Source organism: Mycobacterium sp. 852014-52450_SCH5900713 (genome assembly GCF_001667075.1).
Lineage (GTDB): Bacteria > Actinomycetota > Actinomycetes > Mycobacteriales > Mycobacteriaceae > Mycobacterium.
In genome coordinates this window covers 58661-75918 of record NZ_LZIL01000074.1, presented here as the reverse complement: position 1 = coordinate 75918, position 17258 = coordinate 58661, and the positions used below count along the sequence as shown (strand labels likewise).

At 66.5% G+C, this 17258-nt stretch carries 16 protein-coding genes; 6 read left to right on the top strand and 10 right to left on the bottom strand.

Annotation, left to right across the window (positions count from 1 at the left end; all coding sequences use genetic code 11):
* The first annotated feature begins 70 nt into the window (after positions 1–70).
* The 3 genes from A5773_RS22625 to A5773_RS22615 are packed head-to-tail and all read left to right on the top strand — an operon-like array spanning position 71 to position 3483.
* On the top strand, positions 71–1324 hold the full coding sequence (locus tag A5773_RS22625) for a cytochrome P450 (protein ID WP_067792696.1): 1254 nt from the start codon (positions 71–73) through the stop codon (positions 1322–1324).
* Entirely contained in the window at positions 1325–2485 is a 1161-nt protein-coding gene (locus A5773_RS22620) for an alpha/beta hydrolase (RefSeq protein WP_067792694.1), read from the top strand. It begins immediately after the preceding gene.
* Positions 2482–3483, top strand: a complete 1002-nt coding sequence (locus A5773_RS22615; RefSeq protein WP_067792691.1) for a tocopherol cyclase family protein — start codon at positions 2482–2484, stop codon at positions 3481–3483. The genes A5773_RS22620 and A5773_RS22615 overlap by 4 nt, the downstream gene beginning before the upstream one ends.
* 1 nt (position 3484) lies before the next feature.
* Here A5773_RS22615 and A5773_RS22610 read toward each other — a convergent pair whose 3' ends face one another.
* The 8 genes from A5773_RS22610 to A5773_RS22575 all read right to left on the bottom strand — a co-directional run bounded on the left by A5773_RS22610 (position 3485) and on the right by A5773_RS22575 (position 11299).
* Positions 3485–4921 carry a serine/threonine-protein kinase gene (locus A5773_RS22610; RefSeq protein WP_067792688.1) on the bottom strand — a complete coding sequence of 479 codons (1437 nt, stop codon included), beginning with the start codon at positions 4919–4921 and terminating at the stop codon, positions 3485–3487.
* Between the two features lie 78 nt (positions 4922–4999).
* On the bottom strand, positions 5000–5347 hold the full coding sequence (locus tag A5773_RS22605; protein ID WP_067792685.1) for a hypothetical protein: 348 nt from the start codon (positions 5345–5347) through the stop codon (positions 5000–5002).
* A 120-nt stretch (positions 5348–5467) separates the two neighbouring features.
* Positions 5468–5881: a hypothetical protein gene (locus A5773_RS22600; RefSeq protein WP_156659729.1), complete on the bottom strand. Its 414-nt coding sequence runs from the start codon at positions 5879–5881 to the stop codon at positions 5468–5470.
* A 45-nt stretch (positions 5882–5926) separates the two neighbouring features.
* Positions 5927–7144, bottom strand: a complete 1218-nt coding sequence (locus A5773_RS26605; protein ID WP_232001954.1) for a hypothetical protein — start codon at positions 7142–7144, stop codon at positions 5927–5929.
* A 2-nt stretch (positions 7145–7146) separates the two neighbouring features.
* Entirely contained in the window at positions 7147–7443 is a 297-nt protein-coding gene (locus A5773_RS22590; RefSeq protein ID WP_231989219.1) for a hypothetical protein, read from the bottom strand.
* Positions 7444–7562: 119 nt separating this feature from the next.
* Positions 7563–8708 (bottom strand): serine/threonine-protein kinase, encoded by a 1146-nt coding sequence (locus A5773_RS22585; protein WP_232001949.1) that lies wholly within the window; start codon positions 8706–8708, stop codon positions 7563–7565.
* A 132-nt stretch (positions 8709–8840) separates the two neighbouring features.
* A complete protein-coding gene (locus tag A5773_RS22580) occupies positions 8841–10676 on the bottom strand; it encodes an alpha/beta fold hydrolase (protein ID WP_067792679.1) in 1836 nt (611 codons plus the stop codon).
* Positions 10673–11299 carry a TetR/AcrR family transcriptional regulator gene (locus tag A5773_RS22575; RefSeq protein ID WP_369817390.1) on the bottom strand — a complete coding sequence of 209 codons (627 nt, stop codon included), beginning with the start codon at positions 11297–11299 and terminating at the stop codon, positions 10673–10675. Before A5773_RS22575 ends, A5773_RS22580 begins: the two co-directional genes overlap by 4 nt.
* 82 nt (positions 11300–11381) lie before the next feature.
* On the opposite strand from A5773_RS22575, the gene A5773_RS22570 reads away from it, so the two are divergent.
* Together A5773_RS22570 and A5773_RS22565 are read left to right on the top strand one after the other, a co-directional pair.
* On the top strand, positions 11382–12032 hold the full coding sequence (locus tag A5773_RS22570; protein ID WP_067792672.1) for a polysaccharide deacetylase family protein: 651 nt from the start codon (positions 11382–11384) through the stop codon (positions 12030–12032).
* 17 nt (positions 12033–12049) lie between these two features.
* Positions 12050–13474, top strand: coding sequence for an FAD-binding oxidoreductase (locus tag A5773_RS22565; protein ID WP_067792669.1), 1425 nt, complete (start codon positions 12050–12052; stop codon positions 13472–13474).
* Here the strand turns inward: A5773_RS22565 and A5773_RS22560 are convergent.
* Both A5773_RS22560 and A5773_RS22555 read right to left on the bottom strand, forming a co-directional pair.
* On the bottom strand, positions 13431–14246 hold the full coding sequence (locus A5773_RS22560) for a 1-acyl-sn-glycerol-3-phosphate acyltransferase (RefSeq protein ID WP_067792665.1): 816 nt from the start codon (positions 14244–14246) through the stop codon (positions 13431–13433). The two genes, A5773_RS22565 and A5773_RS22560, sit on opposite strands and share 44 nt — an antisense overlap.
* 461 nt (positions 14247–14707) lie before the next feature.
* Positions 14708–15343 (bottom strand): TIGR03085 family metal-binding protein, encoded by a 636-nt coding sequence (locus tag A5773_RS22555; RefSeq protein ID WP_067792742.1) that lies wholly within the window; start codon positions 15341–15343, stop codon positions 14708–14710.
* A gap of 242 nt (positions 15344–15585) precedes the next feature.
* Here A5773_RS22555 and A5773_RS22550 point away from each other — a divergent pair, with 242 nt between their 5' ends.
* Positions 15586–17253, top strand: a complete 1668-nt coding sequence (locus A5773_RS22550) for a nitrite/sulfite reductase (protein ID WP_067792662.1) — start codon at positions 15586–15588, stop codon at positions 17251–17253.
* Positions 17254–17258: the final 5 nt, after the last annotated feature.

Below are 17258 nucleotides of genomic sequence, written 5' to 3'. Positions count from 1 at the left end.
GCAGAACCAGGCGCGTAATAATGCAAAGATAGTGTAAAAAGCACCTCGGCCGCGGTGGAGGACCAACCAGATGGCAACACGTCCCGACGTCAGCGACGACGCCATCGTCGACTTCGACCATCACTCCGACGCGTTCAACCTCAACGAGTTGGCCATCAACGCCGAGCTGAGGCAACGCTGCCCGGTCGCCTGGAATGAGAACTACGGCGGATTCTGGTTCCTCAGCAGCTACGACGCGGTCAGCCACACGGCCAGAGACGGCGACACCTTCGCCCACAAGTACGAGCCCAACGCCGAAGACGGCGTCGACTATCAAGGAGAGATGGGCGTCCCGCGCCCCGAAGGTCAACCGGCGCTGGGCATCGGCGAAGTCGACGGCCCCTACCACCTAGCCCTACGGCACGCGCTAGCCCCGTTCCTCTCCCCCGGCGCCTTACAGAGACTCAAGCCTTTCATGGAACAAAAGGCGCATGAGTTCCTGGACCAGAAGATCGAAGACGGCCGCATGGACCTCGTTCTCGACTACGCCAGCCCGGTCCCGGCCATCCTCACCATGAAGCTGATGGGCCTGCCCCTCGATAACTGGCACCTCTACGCCAACCTCTTTCACTCCGTGATGGCCGTCCCGCAGGACAGCCCGGAGTACCTCGAAGCCATCGCCAAAGTCCCGAAGATGATGGAAGAAGTCCTCGAGTACGCGGCCAGCAGACGAGCAAAACCGACAGACGACCTGACCAGCTTCCTCATCCAGTTCGAGTTCGACGGCCACCGCCTCACCGACGAACAGCTGCTCAACATTTTGTGGAACCTCATCGGCGGCGGTGTCGATACCACCACCTCCCAGACCGCGCTCACCCTCAACCACCTGGGCAACCACCCGGCCCTCAGGCAACAACTCATCGATCACCCCGAGCTCTACCGCACCGCCACGGACGAATTCCTGCGCTACTTCAGCGTCAACCAAACCCTCAGCCGCACAGTCACTCACGACGTTGAACTCAACGGCCAACGCCTGAGAAAGAACGACAGAGTCGTCATCAGCTGGTTGTCGGCCAACCACGACGAGAAAGAATTCCCAATGCCCGACGAGATCATCCTGGACCGATCACCCAACCGTCACGTCGCCTTTGGACTCGGGCCGCACCGCTGCATCGGATCGCACCTGGCGCGGCTGATGGCCGAGGTGATGGTCAGGGCCGTCCTCGACCGCATCCCCGACTACCAAGTCGACGTGCAAAACGTCCACCAATACCTGGGCAACCCGAGCATGACCGGCCTGGGCACGCTGCCGGTCACCTTCACCCCCGAAGCGCGGCGAGGCTAGATGCCCGCCAACCCGATGACGCAAATGCTGGGCCCGTTCACCCGCACCGGCGGCTTCTACGCCCGTGCGTGGGGCACCTACCTGGATCGTCAACCCGACGAGCTACCGGTCGCCCGGCCCACCCTTGCTCTCGCCGCGCAGGCATTCCGCGACGAAATCCTGCTAGCCGGCTTCAGCCTGTTGCGCCGAGCTCCCGACGCCGAAACGCTGGAGCGAATCAACGCTGAAGTTCTTGCGGCACAAAACTTCTACAAAAACAAGGGCTGGCTCGACAATCCCGAGGGGTTCTTCGCCCCACCTCCACCCCTCACCGACGTCACGGTCAGACGCGTCAGCAGCGTGGGCCGCAACTACGAGCGGCTGTCCTTCGACAGCGGCTATGCGCCGCACGATGGCGAACCCGGCCGCGACCGCTGGCTGAGCTACACCGGCAACAACCGCGAATACGCCCTGATGTTCCGGCACCGCCGGCCGCGGCCCTGGCTGATCTGTATCCACGGCGCGGAGATGGGACGCGCCGCGCTCGACCCCATGCTATTTCATGCGTCGCACCTGTACCGACAACTCGACCTCAACATCGTGCTACCGGTACTCCCCCTGCACGGCCCCCGAGCAAGCGGCGGACCAAAGTTCCCCAGCGAGGACGTGCTCGACGACGTGCACGGCGCCGCCCAAGCGGTCTGGGACATCCGGCGGCTGATCGCCTGGATCCGCGCGCAGCAGCCCGACGCGGCAATCGGGGTCAACGGCATCTCCCTCGGCGGCCTGATCTCGTCGCTGGTCGCCAGCCTCGACGACCGACTCACTTGCGCGATCCTGGGCGTGCCGGCCGTCGACCTAGTGAACCTGGTCGGCCGCCACGCCGGCCTCAGCGGCCACACCGCCCTGCGCCAGACCATGAACTCGGCCAAACCCCTCGGCCGGATGATCTCCCCGCTGGCGCTGACCCCGGGCGTGCCGAAAGAGGGCCGCTTCATCTACGCCGGCCTCGCCGACCGGCTGGTGCACCCACGCGACCAGGTCACCCGACTTTGGGAGCACTGGGGCAAACCCGAAATCCAGTGGTACCCAGGCGGTCACACCGGATTCTTCGGTTCGCGGCCGGTGCAGCGCTTCATCGACGACGCGCTCGTGCAGTCGGGGCTGGCCGACAAGCGATGACCGCCTCCTACCTGCGATCGATAGCGGCGAGCGCGGCCAAGCCGCTGGTCCATGCCTATCGGCGCACCGGCGCCGACGTCCCCTTCGGGGACCCGGTTCCCTCGCACGGGACAGAAATGGAGGGCTGGTTCTGGCGCCTCACCGATGCCGCCTCGGGCCGCGTCGTCGTCGCGCTGTGCAGCGTGAACCGGAATCCAGACGGGGACTGGGCCACTCTGGCGGTCGCGCTGCATCCCGGAGACGTGGTGCGCTCCGCCGTCGTGGACGGCGCCCACGCCGAATCGTCCACTTTCTCCGTGCACGCCGGGACCGCTCCCGACTGCCGCGTGGCGGCGAGCACCGATCGGCTCACGATCGACCTCGACAGCATCCACCTCGACTTGCATTTCACCGATCCGTTCAACTGGCCCAAGGCCTTTGGCGGAGGCGGCGTCTTTTCCTCGGTCCCGTTCCTCAACCAATACTGGCATCCCTACCGACTCGGCGGAAAAGCCACCGGCACAGTCAAATTCCGTGACCGCACGTGGTCGTTCAGTGACGCCCGGCTCTACACGGAACGCAACTGGGGAGCCGGCTTCCCCGAGCGCTGGTGGTGGGGTCAGGCACACGATTTCGGCGACGCCGACGTCTCGGTCGCCTTCTCGGGCGGCCTTCTCCAGCTCGGCCCGATCCGCAGGGACGTCACCGGAGTGGTCGTGCGACTCGGCGACCGCGTCATCCGGGTCACCCCGCCGGCGCCCGTGCGATCGGACGTCGGCGACGGACGCTGGACCGTGTCGGCGCGCACCCCCCGCTACCAGATCGAGCTCGACGGAGACGGCACCCGCGCGGATCCGCACGTTTTACCGGTGCCGCTGCCCGCACAGCGGCACAACATCGACACCGACTTCGAGCACCTTGCCGGCCGATTGCATTGCAGAGTACGGGATTACGGCCGGGTGGTGTTCGACGGCACCTGCGAGCTGGCCGGCCTGGAGATCGGCAGCCGGCCGGCATAGATCATCCCGACGCCGTTGCGTACTGCAACACCGGCTCCGACGAATCGACGTGGCTGCCGCTGATGATCCTCAGCCGATTCGGGCGCACCTCGTAGACCACGCCGTCGACCGGGTTGGTGACGTCGAACCCATCCCCGACCCGCTCGGCGTTCGACAGTTCGATGTGCGCGCCGTCGCGGATGCGCTCCCCGCGGTAGTAGTAACTGCCGCTGAGGTTTTGGCACACCACCGCCAGCGACTTTGCGGTGCGCACCACGGCCGCCGGCGGGTTCCCGGGGTCGCAACGTGCCGTTTCGCCGACGAACCCCAGCCCGTCGGCGCCCTTCACCGGAGCCGACAGCGTCGGCGTCTTCGGCGACGGCGAGCTCGACGGCGCGGGAGAAGCCTTGGACGCCTGGGGCGCTGGCGCACGGTGGTCAACAAGAGCCGATACCAGCGCCACGACCAGCCCGACGATCACCAGCACCACCGCCGCCCCGATCCCCACCAGCGGCGCCCGGCCACCCAACAAGGGTCGACGCGGCGCCGGCGGCGAAGGCTCAACGGGCGGATACGGGCTGAAGCCGGTGTCCTCCGGATTCGGATAGACCGCCTCAAACGGCCGGGTGCGCAGGGGCCCGGCTTCGGCACCGACCGCGACCGGCTCGTATGCCGCGTTCACCGCCTCGCTGGCCGCCCGGGCCAATTCACCCGCGGACGCGAACCGCGCCTCACGCTGTTTCGCCATGCCGCGGGCGATGACGTCGTCGAAAGCCCGGCCGACGCCGCGCCGCATGATGCTGGGTCGCGGCGCCGGCGACAACATGTGAGCACTCTTCAGCTCGGCCGGGTCCGTGGCCTCGAACGGCGGATGCCCGGTGAGGCACTCGTAGAGCAGGCAGGCCAGCGAGTACACGTCGGTCTGCGGTCCCACCCGGCCGGTCGTGAACCGCTCGGGCGCCATATACACGCACGAACCGTCGGCATGCCCGATGCCGAAGTCGACGAGACTCGCGAAGTGATCGGGGGTCAGCAGCACGTGTTCCGGCCGGACACCCAGGTGCACCAGCCCGGCGGCGTGCGCGGCGTCCAGCGCCCGTGCCACCTGCGCCACGATCGACGCGGCGCGCGGCGCTTCCAGCGGGCCCCGCTCGCGCAGCAGGTCCTTGAGGCTGCCGCCCTCGACCAGCTGCATGTCGACGTAATAAACGCCATGAATCGAACCGAAGTCGTGCACCGGGATGACGTGGGGCTCCTGCAACCGCGCGGCAACAGCGCACTCCCGCCGAAAGCGTTGCTGGAAGCCGGGTTCGGCGGCCATCTCGGCAGGCAACAGCTTGACCGCGACCGTCCGGTCCCTGACCGTGTCGTGCGCCCGGTAGACCTCGCCCGTCGCGCCCTCACCGATCAGCGATCGCAGCTCGTAGGGCCCGAACCGGGTGCCAAGCCGCGAGGTCAATGGGCAGTCCTTTCGCTAGGTCGTAAAGGTCCAGCCGTGCGGGTTCCCGAATTGGGCGCCGACCTAACGTGCGGCGGCTCACGCGTGCGGCGGCACCGGGCACCAGAATAGGCCGCAGTTGAAGTTGGGCGGGCCGGCCGGCGCCCGCGGGGCGGCGGTGATCGGGCCGCTCGGCCACCCGTAGACGGCGCCGGTGTCGGCGTCGACGACGCCGCGGTAGTCGTAGTAATAGAGGTGGCACACGCCCATGTCCCAGCTGATGAAGTTGTCCGGGACGCGCTCGCCCGGGCACCACCTGCCGCACGTGTGCCCGGCCGGGCAGTTCCCGCCGACGTGGCCATACGGGTCGGCCTGCGCGACGCCCACGGCCAGCCCCGCGCCGATGCCGGCGGTCAGCAGCGCGCCGGCCATCCACTTCTTCCTCATGCCGTAAGCACACAACGGCCGGCCAGCTACCGATCCCATATCGACCTCAGCCGCCGTGCCCGCCTTTGTGTTTGTTGCCCGGGTACGGCGCGGACAGCGCTGACCGCGCTAACGGTCGAACTACTGCCCGCCTTTCAGCGACTCGGCCACTTTTTCGCCGTCGGGTGTCAATTGGAACCAGACCGCCAGATCCCACAGCGTGGGCTCGTCGTAGTGGCCGACGAAAAGATCGCGAAGGCGCTTCATGGCGGCATCGATCGAGAGATCCCAGGGCACCACTCGTTCATCGGAAGCGCCGAGTATGTCTCCGATCTTCATGAGGCCGTCGTCGAGCAGGGATCGAATCGTGCGCAGCACCAAGTTTTGCTCATCCTCGACGGTATCGGCGAGGTGGTGACGTCTCATGACGGATGTGACCTGCGCCATCGGGACACACATTGCCAGCCCGTCGAGCAGCAGCTCCTTACGCAGGAACTCTTCGGCGTTAATTCCCGGCTTGTTGTGCCCTAGATGCCGGTCATCAGGCTGGATCATCATTTTCTCCGACGTAGCAGTTCTTTGGGTTGTTAGCTTCGGTCATCATTCTTGTGGGCCTTCGAATTCTTCGGGAATCTCGCCGAGAAGCGGCCATTTGTGGTCCAAAGTATGCGGAATATGGATGGGGTGCGGGCCCGTCGCAGGGGAGTTTGGGGGCAGCCCGCCGAAACCTGGCATTGCGCCCCCACCCTCTGGGGTGCCTGGGGCGGGTTTAACAGCGGGCGGAGCTTCGACGGGCGCACGGACCGGTGCCTGCGGGGTGACAGCAGGTTCTCCGGACGCAGGCGGGCCAGCAGGACGCGGCGGGGAGAGCGCTATTTCTGGTACCCCACCTCTCGGATTGATGTGAACTTTTGTATAGCCACCGTGACCGGGAATGTTGATGTCAACAACTGGTTTTCCGTTGGACTCGGCGGTCCAGCGCTGCCCGATCGTCGTGCCGTCAGGTAGCCGGTATCGAATCCCTTTGCCGGGGTCGCCGTAGCCGTTCGGCATTTCGACTCCGTGCTGTTTGGCCCATTTCCACAAGTTCTCGAGATCTTGCGGAGAACGCACTTCCCTGACGTCTGGTCGATCGCCAACAGGCAGTCTCTCAAGCACCCGACGGATATCGTCACCGCTGGGGCCGCCGGTAGGCCCGGGATTCGGTCCGCCGTTGCCGTCTTGTTTCCAGACGCGGTCGACGGCGTAGACATGGCGATTTTGGGCCGGCGGAGGAGCGATAGAGGCGGGAGGTTGCGGGAACGTGTCGCGGATTCCGGCCACCGCGGCGGTGATTTTGCTGGCGACTTGCTGATCCAGGCCAACCAGTTGCGTGGCGCTTTGGCGGATTTCGCCGGCGAACGCCTGTGCTGCGGCGCGCCGCGCGGCCCGCTCCGCGGCTGACCCGCCACCCATGCGGTCGGTGACCGAAAGGTCCTCGCCCACTTCGAATCCCGCTGAACGAGCATCATCTACCGCGTAGCGAACTCGGGATCGGGCCGCATACAAATCCGACGCCCCGCTGCGAGCGACCCGGGTTGCCGCCTGTAGCTGGTCGACTGCTGCGCTCGTGGCTTGCAGGTCGGCATGCATCGCACGACGCAACGCGTCGGCGGCTTCGCCGCGCCAATCGACCGAGGCGGCGTCTCGCCAAACCTGATGGGCGACAACATAGCTACGCTCACCAACGGCGTCCCAGTGAGCGGCCGCCTCGGTGAGATGGTCGGTGGGCCAGGCTAACAGTGCCGACAGATTAGGAGCCCCGCCAACCGCCGCCATCGCTACACGCTGGTCACCGGCGGAGCTACCGCAGCGAGGTCGGTGGCAGATTCAGCTTCATTGGCAATGTAGCGCGCATCGGCTTGACCGACGCCGATGGCGCGTGCACGCACCCGACCGGCCAGCCCTGCGGTGAACACCGCGACATCAACGTGGGCACCGTTGACGGCGGCCGCGCTGGGCTGATAGGACAACAGCCCCGTTGGCGCGGCCGTGCCGTCCAGACCATCCACCAATGCACCCCAGCGGGCCGCCATAGCCCCGACACCGGCGCTGTCCACACGCATCGTTTGCCGCACAGCGCGAGCGTAGGCTGCACGTCACGCGCCTGCCAGTCACTCAGATGCCCCTGTTGCCAGGCAAAATCAAGCCGCCCAAACGTCGGGGTTACCCCGCCGTTGAGTGAAGAGTTTTCAAGTCAGCCGCCGTGCCCGCCTTTGGGCTTTTTGCCGGGGTGACCGGGTGGGGGCGGTGGCGCCGGTTCCGCGGTGCTGCTGGGCGTGGTGGTGGCGGTGGTCGTCGGCGGCGTCGGCGTGGTGGTGGTCGTGGTCGGCGTCGGCGGTGGCGCCGAGAACGGCGGATCGATGGCCAACAGGAGCAGCGCCAACAAGAACGCGGCAACGATCGCCGCGATCCACCACTTGCGCCGCGGAGCGTCCGGCTCCGGGGTCGCACCGGCGGGTGTATAGGTCAGCACGGCGGCCGGCGGCGCCTCCATCACCCGGGTGCCAGTGGGCATCGCTGCTGGGGCAGTGCCGGCGAGCGCGGCTCGCATCGCGCCGGCGTGGTCGAACCGCCATGCCGGGTCGCGCGCCATCGCGCGTTCGATCGCGGCGGCCAGGGGCGGTGGAACGTCCGGGCGCAGCGCGGCCAGCGGCGGCGGTGACGTGTGCAGGATCGCGCGTGCCAGCGCGCCCAGGTCCTCCTGCGGGAACGGCCGGCGCGCGGTCAGCGCCTCGTAACCCACCACGCCCACGGCATACAGGTCGTCGACCACCGTGGCCGGCTTCGACGTCAACCGGTCGGGACTCAGATACGCCATGCTGCCGACGACTTCGCCCGCCCTGGTGTAGGCGGCGCCGGACGTCTTGGCGATGCCGAAATCGGCGAGCTTGGGCTCGCCGGCGGCGGTGAACAGGATGTTGCCCGGCTTGACGTCGCGGTGCAGGATGCCGACGCTATGCGCCTCGGCAAGGGCGTCGAGAACACCGTCGAGCACGACGTGCACGAACGCCGGTGGCAGCGGCCCGCGGGCGATGTGGTCGGCCAGCGACACACCCGGTAGCCGCTCCATGACGATGAACGGCAACCCGTGGTGCTCGCCGATGTCGTGGACCACCACGACGTGCCGGCCGGTCAGCCGCGCCGCCGCGTGCGCCTCCGTTTCGAACCGCAACCGGCTGTCCGGCCGGTCGGCCACCCCGGGATAGAGCAGCTTGATGGCGACGGGCCGGTTCAGCTTCCGGTCCCATCCCTCACGCACTTCGGCCATCGCGCCGCGGCCCAGGACGCCACGCAGCTCGTACCGACCGTCGCCAAGAACCCCGCCCGGCACCAGAGGCACTTCGTTACTGCCCTGGCCGCGGTAAGACTGGGTTCCTTGGAGGTCCGTGTCGATCTCCTGTCGGGAAGCTGACTCCCTGCTGGTTCGGGATAACCACCCAATCCGAAATCGAAACCCGCTACTCGACAGGCGTTAAACAGCGGCGTCCTGCGGCGGTTTGTGGACGGCCCCCGCGTACTCGCCGACGAAGCCGTTCCCCAACCACCACCTGGGCTCGGTGTGCTCGAAGATCTCCTCGCCGAGGGCCCGGGTGCGCACCGACCTCTTGACCGGAAACGGATTCATCCCCGACTTGTATTCGACCCCGACCATGGCGGGGACGGCCGGCCGGTCGCGCCGGGGCAGCAGCTCGAAACCGGCGTCCTGGAGCATCGCGTTCAACTCGGCCGGACGAGGGAACCGCCGAAAGTCGTGGTTCGGCTTGTGCAGGCCGAACACGAACAGCGGTCCGATCGTGACGAAACACAGCCACGTGCACAGGTTGCGATCCGGTGCGACATAGAACATCCGGCCACCAGGCTTCAGCGCGCGAAAGACGCTGTCCATCAGGCGGCGGTGCTCGGTGCAGTGGTCAAGCACTCCGTGCAGGTAGACAAGGTCGAACCGGTTGGCGCCCAACACCTCCGGGTTACGAGCGTCGCCGACGATGAAGCTCACGTTAGTGTTGTCGGCGAAGCGCTTGCGGGCCGCGGTGATCGACTTGTAGTCGACGTCGATGCCGACGACGTCCCATTCACCCAACTCCGGATATCGTTCGAGCAACCCCGCGATCGCCCCGCCGCTGCCGCAGCCGACCACGGCCATCGCCGGGCGTTGACCATTCGTCGGCGGAAGGTAGTTACGGAGGAAGTCCCATGCGGCGTAGTCGATTTCGCCGACGAGATCGGCGGTGAAGCGCCACTGCTCGCTCACTTCGGCGTTGGAGAAGTAACGGACCCCGCGCTCGATCGTGCCGTTACTGATCCGCATCAGCGCGCGATCGATGATCGAATAGTGGTATTCGGGCTCACCCGCCGCGTCGTTGGCCCGTTCACGTTCCAGGAATTCGAAGTAGCTCCGCTCCTCGGGTTCGACTGGTGCCTGCCATGATTGGGCCCCGCCGAGCACACGCTGCCGAATCCACGAGTCGATCACGCGGCTGTAGACGCCGGTGTCGAACAACATGAGCTGATGGCCCCCACCGGGCATCACGAAGAAGTCCTTGGTCCCGCCGATCCGCTCGAAGCAGGCTCGGCAGTGCTCGACACCGACAATCTCATCGTGCTCGCCGCAGGCGATCAGGACGGGTTTCGTGTTGGCGGCGGCGGGTTTCGGCGGCACATAGTTGAACACGGAGTGGTAGCTCTTGAACCCGTACGACCAGACGTAAAGCGGGTCGTTCTTCTTGGTGTCCAGCAGTCCGGGGTCTTCTTGGTAGGCGGCCTTGAAGTCGATGAACCGCCGCAGCGGGACGCGCAGCCGATCGCCCACCTTCTCCGCCGCGAATTTCGCCAGCGGCGACCGGAAGAGCCGGATCGGCAGGCTCATTGGCGCCTCGTGGTTCAACAGGATGTTCATGCACACACCGGCCGTCACGGCCGGGCACGCGTCGAGCGCGTGGAAGGCGACCTCCCCGCCTTGGCTGGCGCCGTGCACGACGACGGGCAGGGACGTGCGTCGTGCGGCGTAATCGGTGACCGCCCTGGTGTCTTCGAGGAAGGCTTCGAAACTGAACACACCCGGCTTGCCCTCGGTGCGGCCATGCCCGGTCAGGTCGAAGGAATAGACCGCCGCACGGTAGTGGCGGCGCATGTGCTCGGCGAACGCGTCGTAACTCTGGCTGTTGCCCGCGGTGCCATGCACCAGCACCAAGACATAGTCGGCCTTGTCGTTGTCGTAGCGGCGCACGAAGATTCGTTTGCCGCCGGATCCGGTCACTGCGTCTTCGACCAGCGGCGGCACTGCCTGAATGGTGGTGTTCGGAGTCATCGGCTTTTCGGATCCAATCCTTCGGTGAAGCGGGCGGCGATCATCTCGGCGAAGGCGTCGAAGTCGGCGCGGAACCTTTCAGTGTCGGCGACGAACGGGCGCTGCATCGACATGCCGAGCAACACGATTTCGCAGAGACGCACCGCCTCGTCGATCGAGTCCTGCGGCGCCTCATCACCGGCAATGGTGCGCAGCAGCTCACCCAACTGCCGTCGCTGGGTATCGCGATAGTCGACATACGCGGTGCGCAAGAACTCGTTGTGGTTGGCCGCCGCGGCGAACTCGACCATGAAGGTGACCGCGTCGAGGTCGTCGATGAACAGCGTGTACAGCAGGCCGGCCGCCTCGGCCAGTCCGTCACGCACTGACGGTCCCTGCGACAGCCGGGCCGCCGCCGCGGCGAACATGTTCTTGGCCATGTCGTCGATGGCGGCCTGGAAGAGCTTTTCCTTGGTGTCGAAGTGGTAGTGCAGCAGCGTCTGCGAAACACCGGCCTTCGCCGAGATCAGCTTCATCGAGGACTTTTCGTAGCCGTACGCGCAGAAGCAGCGCATCGTCGTCTGCAGGATGCGCTGCCGGGTGTCACCGGCGGTGTCCCTGGTCTTCGGAATCGCTTCGGTCACCATCGACTCATCTCGTTGCTTCGGATACGGTACTGCCTGATCGATCAGTCAGGCAAGAGGTGGCGCGATACCCTTTGAAGCGATGCGACCCAAAATCACCTTGACCTTCGACAACGGCCCGACACCCGGTGTCACGGATCAGGTTCTCGATGTCCTGTCTGAGCGTCAGATGTCCGCAATCTTTTTCGTCGTCGGTGAGCAGGTTTGCTCACCGGAAGGACGCCGGTTGCTCGAGCGCGCCGTGAGCGAGGGCCACCGGATCGGCAATCACTCCTTCACCCACGGCCGGCCCCTCGGCGAGCTCTCCGCGGCGGAGACCCTTCGCGAAATCGGCAGCACACAAGAGGTTTTGGACGAGTTCGACGGTGCCGATCGTTACTTCAGACCGTGGGGAACGGAGGGCGCGCTCGAACGGCGCTGCCTGAATCAGACGGCGGTCGACTACCTGATCGCGGAGAAGTACACCTGTGTCCTGTGGAACAGCGTGCCGCGCGACTGGGCCGACCCCCGCGGATGGGTCGACCGGGCGCTCGCCGATGCCCGTGCCCATCAGCACACCGTGGTCGTATTGCACGACCTACCGACCGGTGCGATGGAGCGACTGCCGAGGTTCCTCGATGGGCTCGACGATTCCGGTATAGAGGTCACCACCGACCTCGCCGATGACTGCGTGCCGGTCGTCCGTGGCCGGATGCGAACACCCATCGATCACCTCATGGCGGCGATAAGGTGAACCGGAGGGAGGCCCCAATGAGCGACATGACGGCGCGGTTCTCCGAGATCGTCGGCGAACACAACCTGCTGGCCGGCGACGCAATCCCTGAGGACTACTGGCACGACGAGGTGTTGACGAAGCCGCCGCAACGGCCGGCGTACGTCGCCAAACCCGCTTCTGCGGAAGCGGTTTCGCAGCTTTTGAAGGCCGCCTCGGATAATGGTGTTCCGGTGACGGCCCGCGGGTCCGGGACCGGGCTGTCGGGCGCGGCGATCCCCCGCGCCGACGGGCTGCTGATCTCCTTCGAGCGCATGAACGCGATCCTCGAGGTCGACATCACCAACCAGGTCGCCGTCGTCCAACCCGGCGTCACGCTAACCGAACTGGACGCCGCGACCGCCGACAGCGGCCTGCGGTACATGGTTCACCCGGGCGAGCTGTCGTCCAGCATCGGCGGCAACGTCGGCACCAACGCCGGCGGCATGAACGCGGTCAAGTACGGGATCGCGCGTAACAACGTGATCGGGTTGCAGGCGGCGCTGCCGACCGGCGAGCTCATCCGCACCGGCGGCAAGATCGCCAAGATCTCCACCGGCTACGACCTGACCCAGCTCATCGTCGGCTCCGAGGGCACCCTGGCCCTGGCCACCGAGGTGACCGTCAAGCTGCATCCGCGACTCGACCACAACGCCGCCGTGCTCGCCCCGTTCGCCGACTTCGACCAGATCATGGCGGCGGTGCCCAAGGTGGTGGGAAGCGGCCTTGCGCCCTACATCCTGGAGTACATCGACAACGTGACGATGGCCGCGCTCGTTTACACCCAGAACCTGGAGCTGGGTGTCCCCGACCGCGTCCGCGACAGCTGCGACGCCTACCTCGTTGTGGCCCTTGAGAACCGGACCGCCGGGCGGCTGGACGAGGACGTCGAGACGGCCGGCGAGCTGCTGGCCGAGCTGGGCGCCGTGGATGCCTATGTGCTGGAAGGGGGTTCGGCGCGCAAGCTGATCGAGGCGCGGGAGAAGGCGTTCTGGACGTTGAAGGCCGTAGGGGCCGACGACCTCATCGACACCGTGGTGCCACGCGGCGCGATGCCGAAGTTCCTGTCCGCCGCGCGCGGCATGGCGGCGGCGGCCGCCGGCGCCGCGGCGGGCTGCGGGCACGCCGGCGACGGCAACGTGCACCTGGCGATCTTCTGTAAGGACCCCGACACGCGCAAGCAGCTCATGACCGACATCTTCGCGCTCGCAATGGAATTGGGTGGCGCCATCTCCGGCGAACACGGCCTGGGCCGCGCCAAAACCCCGTACTTCCTCGAACTGGAAGACCCGGTCAAGGTCGACCTGATGCGCCGCATCAAGCACAGCTTCGACCCGGCCGGCATCCTCAATCCGGACGTGGTCTTTGCTACCGAAGCGCTCAGCCGACAACCGGAAAGTGGCGTTGAGCGGCAAGGGATTTGAGCCCCTTCTGCATCACCCCGCGCACATGCGCGTCGAGCCTGTTGATGTCGGACGCATCAGCGAATTTGGCAATGTCGATGGGCGGCAACACCTCGGTGACGATCTTGGTGGGCAGCGGCAAGTTGACCGGCGCGACGACACTGAGCCCGAACGGGAAACCGATGGTGATCGGCAAGATGTCCGTTCGGAACAGCTTGCGCTCCAGCTTGGTCAGCCCAAGCGCTCGTACCAGCCATCTGCCACGGCTCAAGAAGAACTGGCTTTCCTGTCCGCCGATGGAGACGGCGGGAACGATCGGGACATGCGCCTCGATGGCCGTGGTGACGTAACCGGTTCGTCCGTCGAAGTCAATGGTGTTCTCCCGCAGCGTCGGCCGGTAGACATCGAAGTCGCCGCCCGGATAGACCAACACGATGGCACCGGCGGCCAGTGCCTCGGCGGCGTTCTCGCGCGTCGCCCGGATCACCCCGGTGCGCCGCAGGAAATCACCGGCCGGTCCGGCGAAGATGGTGTCGAAACCAAGAGAGTAGAGCGGGCGGTCGTAGCCGTACTTGTCGTAATAGTCGACGGCGAACACCGGCAGATCGAACGTCGTGAGGCCGCCGGAATGGTTACCCACCACGAGCGCCGGTCCCGATGGGATGTTGTCCAGGCCGCGCACCTCGGAACGGAAATACCGTTTGACGATCGGGCGGGTCAGCGCGACGACGTGCTCAGTCAGACCGGGGTCCCATTTATCGACGTCGGTCGAGGCGTTGGGGTTGTGACTCATGTCTTTGGCCTCAGATGAGCTGATGCTACGCCCGCCGATCTGAGACGACATGGTTTCGCCACCCGGCTCTCCGCCGCCGATTTGCAGGGATATGCCGATGTGCCCGCCTCTAAGCGACAACGGCGGCCTCGGCGCCCACCGCCGCGAGTTGTCGCTATGAGGCGGGCACTTTGGGTGCCGCTTTTTCCAGAGGCGCCTGTGGCTCCTGTGACTTAGGTGCCCACGGAAAGCGCCTGTCAGCGTTCAAGTGTGAATACGACGTCGTAGAGGAGCGATTGGGAAGCGACGCAAGCCTCGTTCGACCACAAGCCGGCGATTCAGAAGGATAAGCCGATGTGCCCGCCTCTGAGCGACAACGGCGGGCTCGGCGCGCCACCGCCGCGAATTGTCGCTGTGAGGCGGGCACTTTGGGTGTCGCCCCGGCCAGGGACGCGTGTGGCGCCTGTGACTTAGGCGACGGCTCACATCCCGAAGTGCGCGCACCGCACCGCCGCAACGGCTTCCGGCGGCCCGGTCACTTCGACGTCCGCCGCGCCTTGCCTGCCAAAGAGATACAGCAGCAGCTCCCCCGGTTCGCCGCGAAGCAGCGCCACCGGCGAACCAGGCCGCGCGGTCACCCGCGAGCCGGCCCACTCCACGGCGAGCCCGCTACCAGAAAGCCGCCGACTCAGAAAACGCCCGCCGCGGCATACGTTGCGCCACAACGCCGCGTCCATGTCGGACGCCAAACAACGCGGCCCCAATCCCTGAGCCCTGCGCACGTCCTCGTGGTGCACGAAGAACTCGTTGAGATTGGCCAGGGCGCGAACCCATCCGATGCGGAAGAACCCGACGGGCGGGCCGGACCGGATCCGCGCGACGAGCCACCCGAAATCCGCACGGGCCAGCGCAACCCTGCGCCGCTCGGCGAACCGTTGGAAGGCACCGGGCAGGACGAGACAAGGCCCGGCCACCACATCGCGCTCTCGCAGCACCAGATGGGCGGCGAGATCGCGACACGTCCAGCCCTCGATCAGCGTGGGGGCGGACGGGCCGAGGTCGGCGAAAAGGTCACACAGCGCGGACCGTTCCCGCGCGTCCAGCGTCGGCCCAGACACCACCGCAGGTTACTGCGATCCCGCTGCGCGCCAAACCAATAAACGTGAACGGGCACACACAACCAACGGTTGTGCCCTCACAACGGCGCGACCTCTACCAGCCGCCGCCTAGCCACGGCACTATGAAGCCATGAGACGTGGGCGCAACGGAGCGCCTGCGCTCACCTCTGACTGACAACATCATCGCGTCGATGCCGCGGCCAGCAGCCCTGCAGCCCACGCACCGCGAAGGAGCACACCACATGACCACAGCACGTCCGGCCAAGACCCGCAGCGAGGGCCAGTGGGCGCTGGGTGATCGCGAACCGCTCAACGACACCGAGAAGATCAAGAATGACGACGCGCCGCTGAATGTGCGCGACCGCATCGTCAACGTCTACGCCAACCAGGGCTTCGACAGCATCGACCATTCCGATCTGCGCGGGCGGTTCCGCTGGATGGGCCTGTACACGCAACGCGAACAGGGCTACGACGGCAGCTGGACCGGCGACGACAACACCGACAAGATCGAAGCCAAGTACTTCATGATGCGGGTCCGCACCGACGGCAAACCGCTGTCGGCGCACTCGATGCGCACCCTGGGTCAGGTCTCGACCGAATTCGGCCGCGACACGGCCGACATCAGCGACCGGGAAAACGTGCAGCTGCACTGGATCCGCATCGAGGACGTCCCCGAGATCTGGCGGCGGCTGGACTCCGTGGGCCTGCAGACCACCGAGGCCTGCGGCGACTGCCCGCGTGGCATCCATGGTTCGCCGCTGGCCGGCGACTCGCTCGACGAGGTGCTCGACCCCTCCCCCGCGATCGACGAGATCGTCCGGCGCTCCATGGGCAATCCCGAGTACGCGAACCTGCCGCGCAAGTACAAGACCGCGGTCTCGGGCCTGCAGGACGTCTCCCACGAGACTCACGATGTCGCGTTCGTCGGCGTCAACCATCCCGAGCACGGCCCCGGCCTGGATCTGTGGGTGGGCGGCGGATTGTCGACCAACCCGATGCTGGCCCAGCGGGTCGGGGTGTGGATCCCGCTCGACGAGGTGCCCGACGTCTGGGAGGCCGTCACCCAGGTGTTCCGCGACTACGGCTACCGGCGGATGCGCGCCAAGGCGCGGCTGAAGTTCCTGATCAAGGACTGGGGCGTCGAAAAGTTCCGCGAGGTACTCGAAAACGAGTACCTGAACCGCCGCCTGATCGACGGCCCGGCCCCCGCGCCGGTCAAGCACACCATCGACCACGTCGGCGTGCAGAAGATCAAGAACGGGCTCAACGCGATTGGCGTCGCCCCGATCGCCGGACGCGTCTCGGGCACCACCCTGTCGGCGGTGGCCGACCTGATGGAAAAGGTCGGCTCCGACCGGGCCCGGCTGACCCCGTTCCAGAAGCTGGTCATCCTCGACGTGCCCGACGCCTTGGTCGACGAGACCGTCGCCGCGCTGGACGCCCTGGGCCTGCCGTCGCGGCCGTCGTCGTGGCGCAAGAACACCATGGCCTGCACCGGCATCGAGTTCTGCAAGCTGTCCTTCGCCGAAACCCGGGTGCGCACACAGACTTTGGTGCCCGAACTGGAACAGCGCCTGGCAGACGTCGACTCGAAGCTCGACGTGCCGATCAGCGTCCACCTCAACGGCTGCCCGAACTCGTGCGCGCGAATTCAGGTCGCCGACATCGGCTTCAAGGGCCAGTGGATCGACGACGGCGAGGGCAATTCCGTCGAGGGCTTCCAGGTCCACCTGGGCGGCGGCCTGGGCGAGGCGAGCGGGTTCGGCCGAAAGCTGCGCCAGCACAAGGTGACCAGCGACGAGCTCGGCGACTACATCGACCGGGTGACCCGCAAATTCCTCGAAGGCCGCGACGGCGGCGAAACTTTCGCGTCCTGGGCGCTGCGCGCCGACGAGGCCGACCTGCGATAGGAGTT

Excerpts from the sequence above, each read along its gene's own strand:
- A5773_RS22625 (WP_067792696.1), top strand. The coding sequence starts at position 71 with ATGGCAACACGTCCCGACGTCAGCGACGACGCCATCGTCGACTTCGAC.
- A5773_RS22620 (WP_067792694.1), top strand. The coding sequence starts at position 1,325 with ATGCCCGCCAACCCGATGACGCAAATGCTGGGCCCGTTCACCCGCACC.
- A5773_RS22615 (WP_067792691.1), top strand. The coding sequence starts at position 2,482 with ATGACCGCCTCCTACCTGCGATCGATAGCGGCGAGCGCGGCCAAGCCG.
- A5773_RS22605 (WP_067792685.1), bottom strand. The coding sequence starts at position 5,347 with ATGAGGAAGAAGTGGATGGCCGGCGCGCTGCTGACCGCCGGCATCGGC.
- A5773_RS22600 (WP_156659729.1), bottom strand. The coding sequence starts at position 5,881 with ATGATCCAGCCTGATGACCGGCATCTAGGGCACAACAAGCCGGGAATT.
- A5773_RS26605 (WP_232001954.1), bottom strand. The coding sequence starts at position 7,144 with ATGGCGGCGGTTGGCGGGGCTCCTAATCTGTCGGCACTGTTAGCCTGG.
- A5773_RS22580 (WP_067792679.1), bottom strand. The coding sequence starts at position 10,676 with ATGACTCCGAACACCACCATTCAGGCAGTGCCGCCGCTGGTCGAAGAC.
- A5773_RS22570 (WP_067792672.1), top strand. The coding sequence starts at position 11,382 with ATGCGACCCAAAATCACCTTGACCTTCGACAACGGCCCGACACCCGGT.
- A5773_RS22565 (WP_067792669.1), top strand. The coding sequence starts at position 12,050 with ATGAGCGACATGACGGCGCGGTTCTCCGAGATCGTCGGCGAACACAAC.
- A5773_RS22560 (WP_067792665.1), bottom strand. The coding sequence starts at position 14,246 with ATGAGTCACAACCCCAACGCCTCGACCGACGTCGATAAATGGGACCCC.
- A5773_RS22550 (WP_067792662.1), top strand. The coding sequence starts at position 15,586 with ATGACCACAGCACGTCCGGCCAAGACCCGCAGCGAGGGCCAGTGGGCG.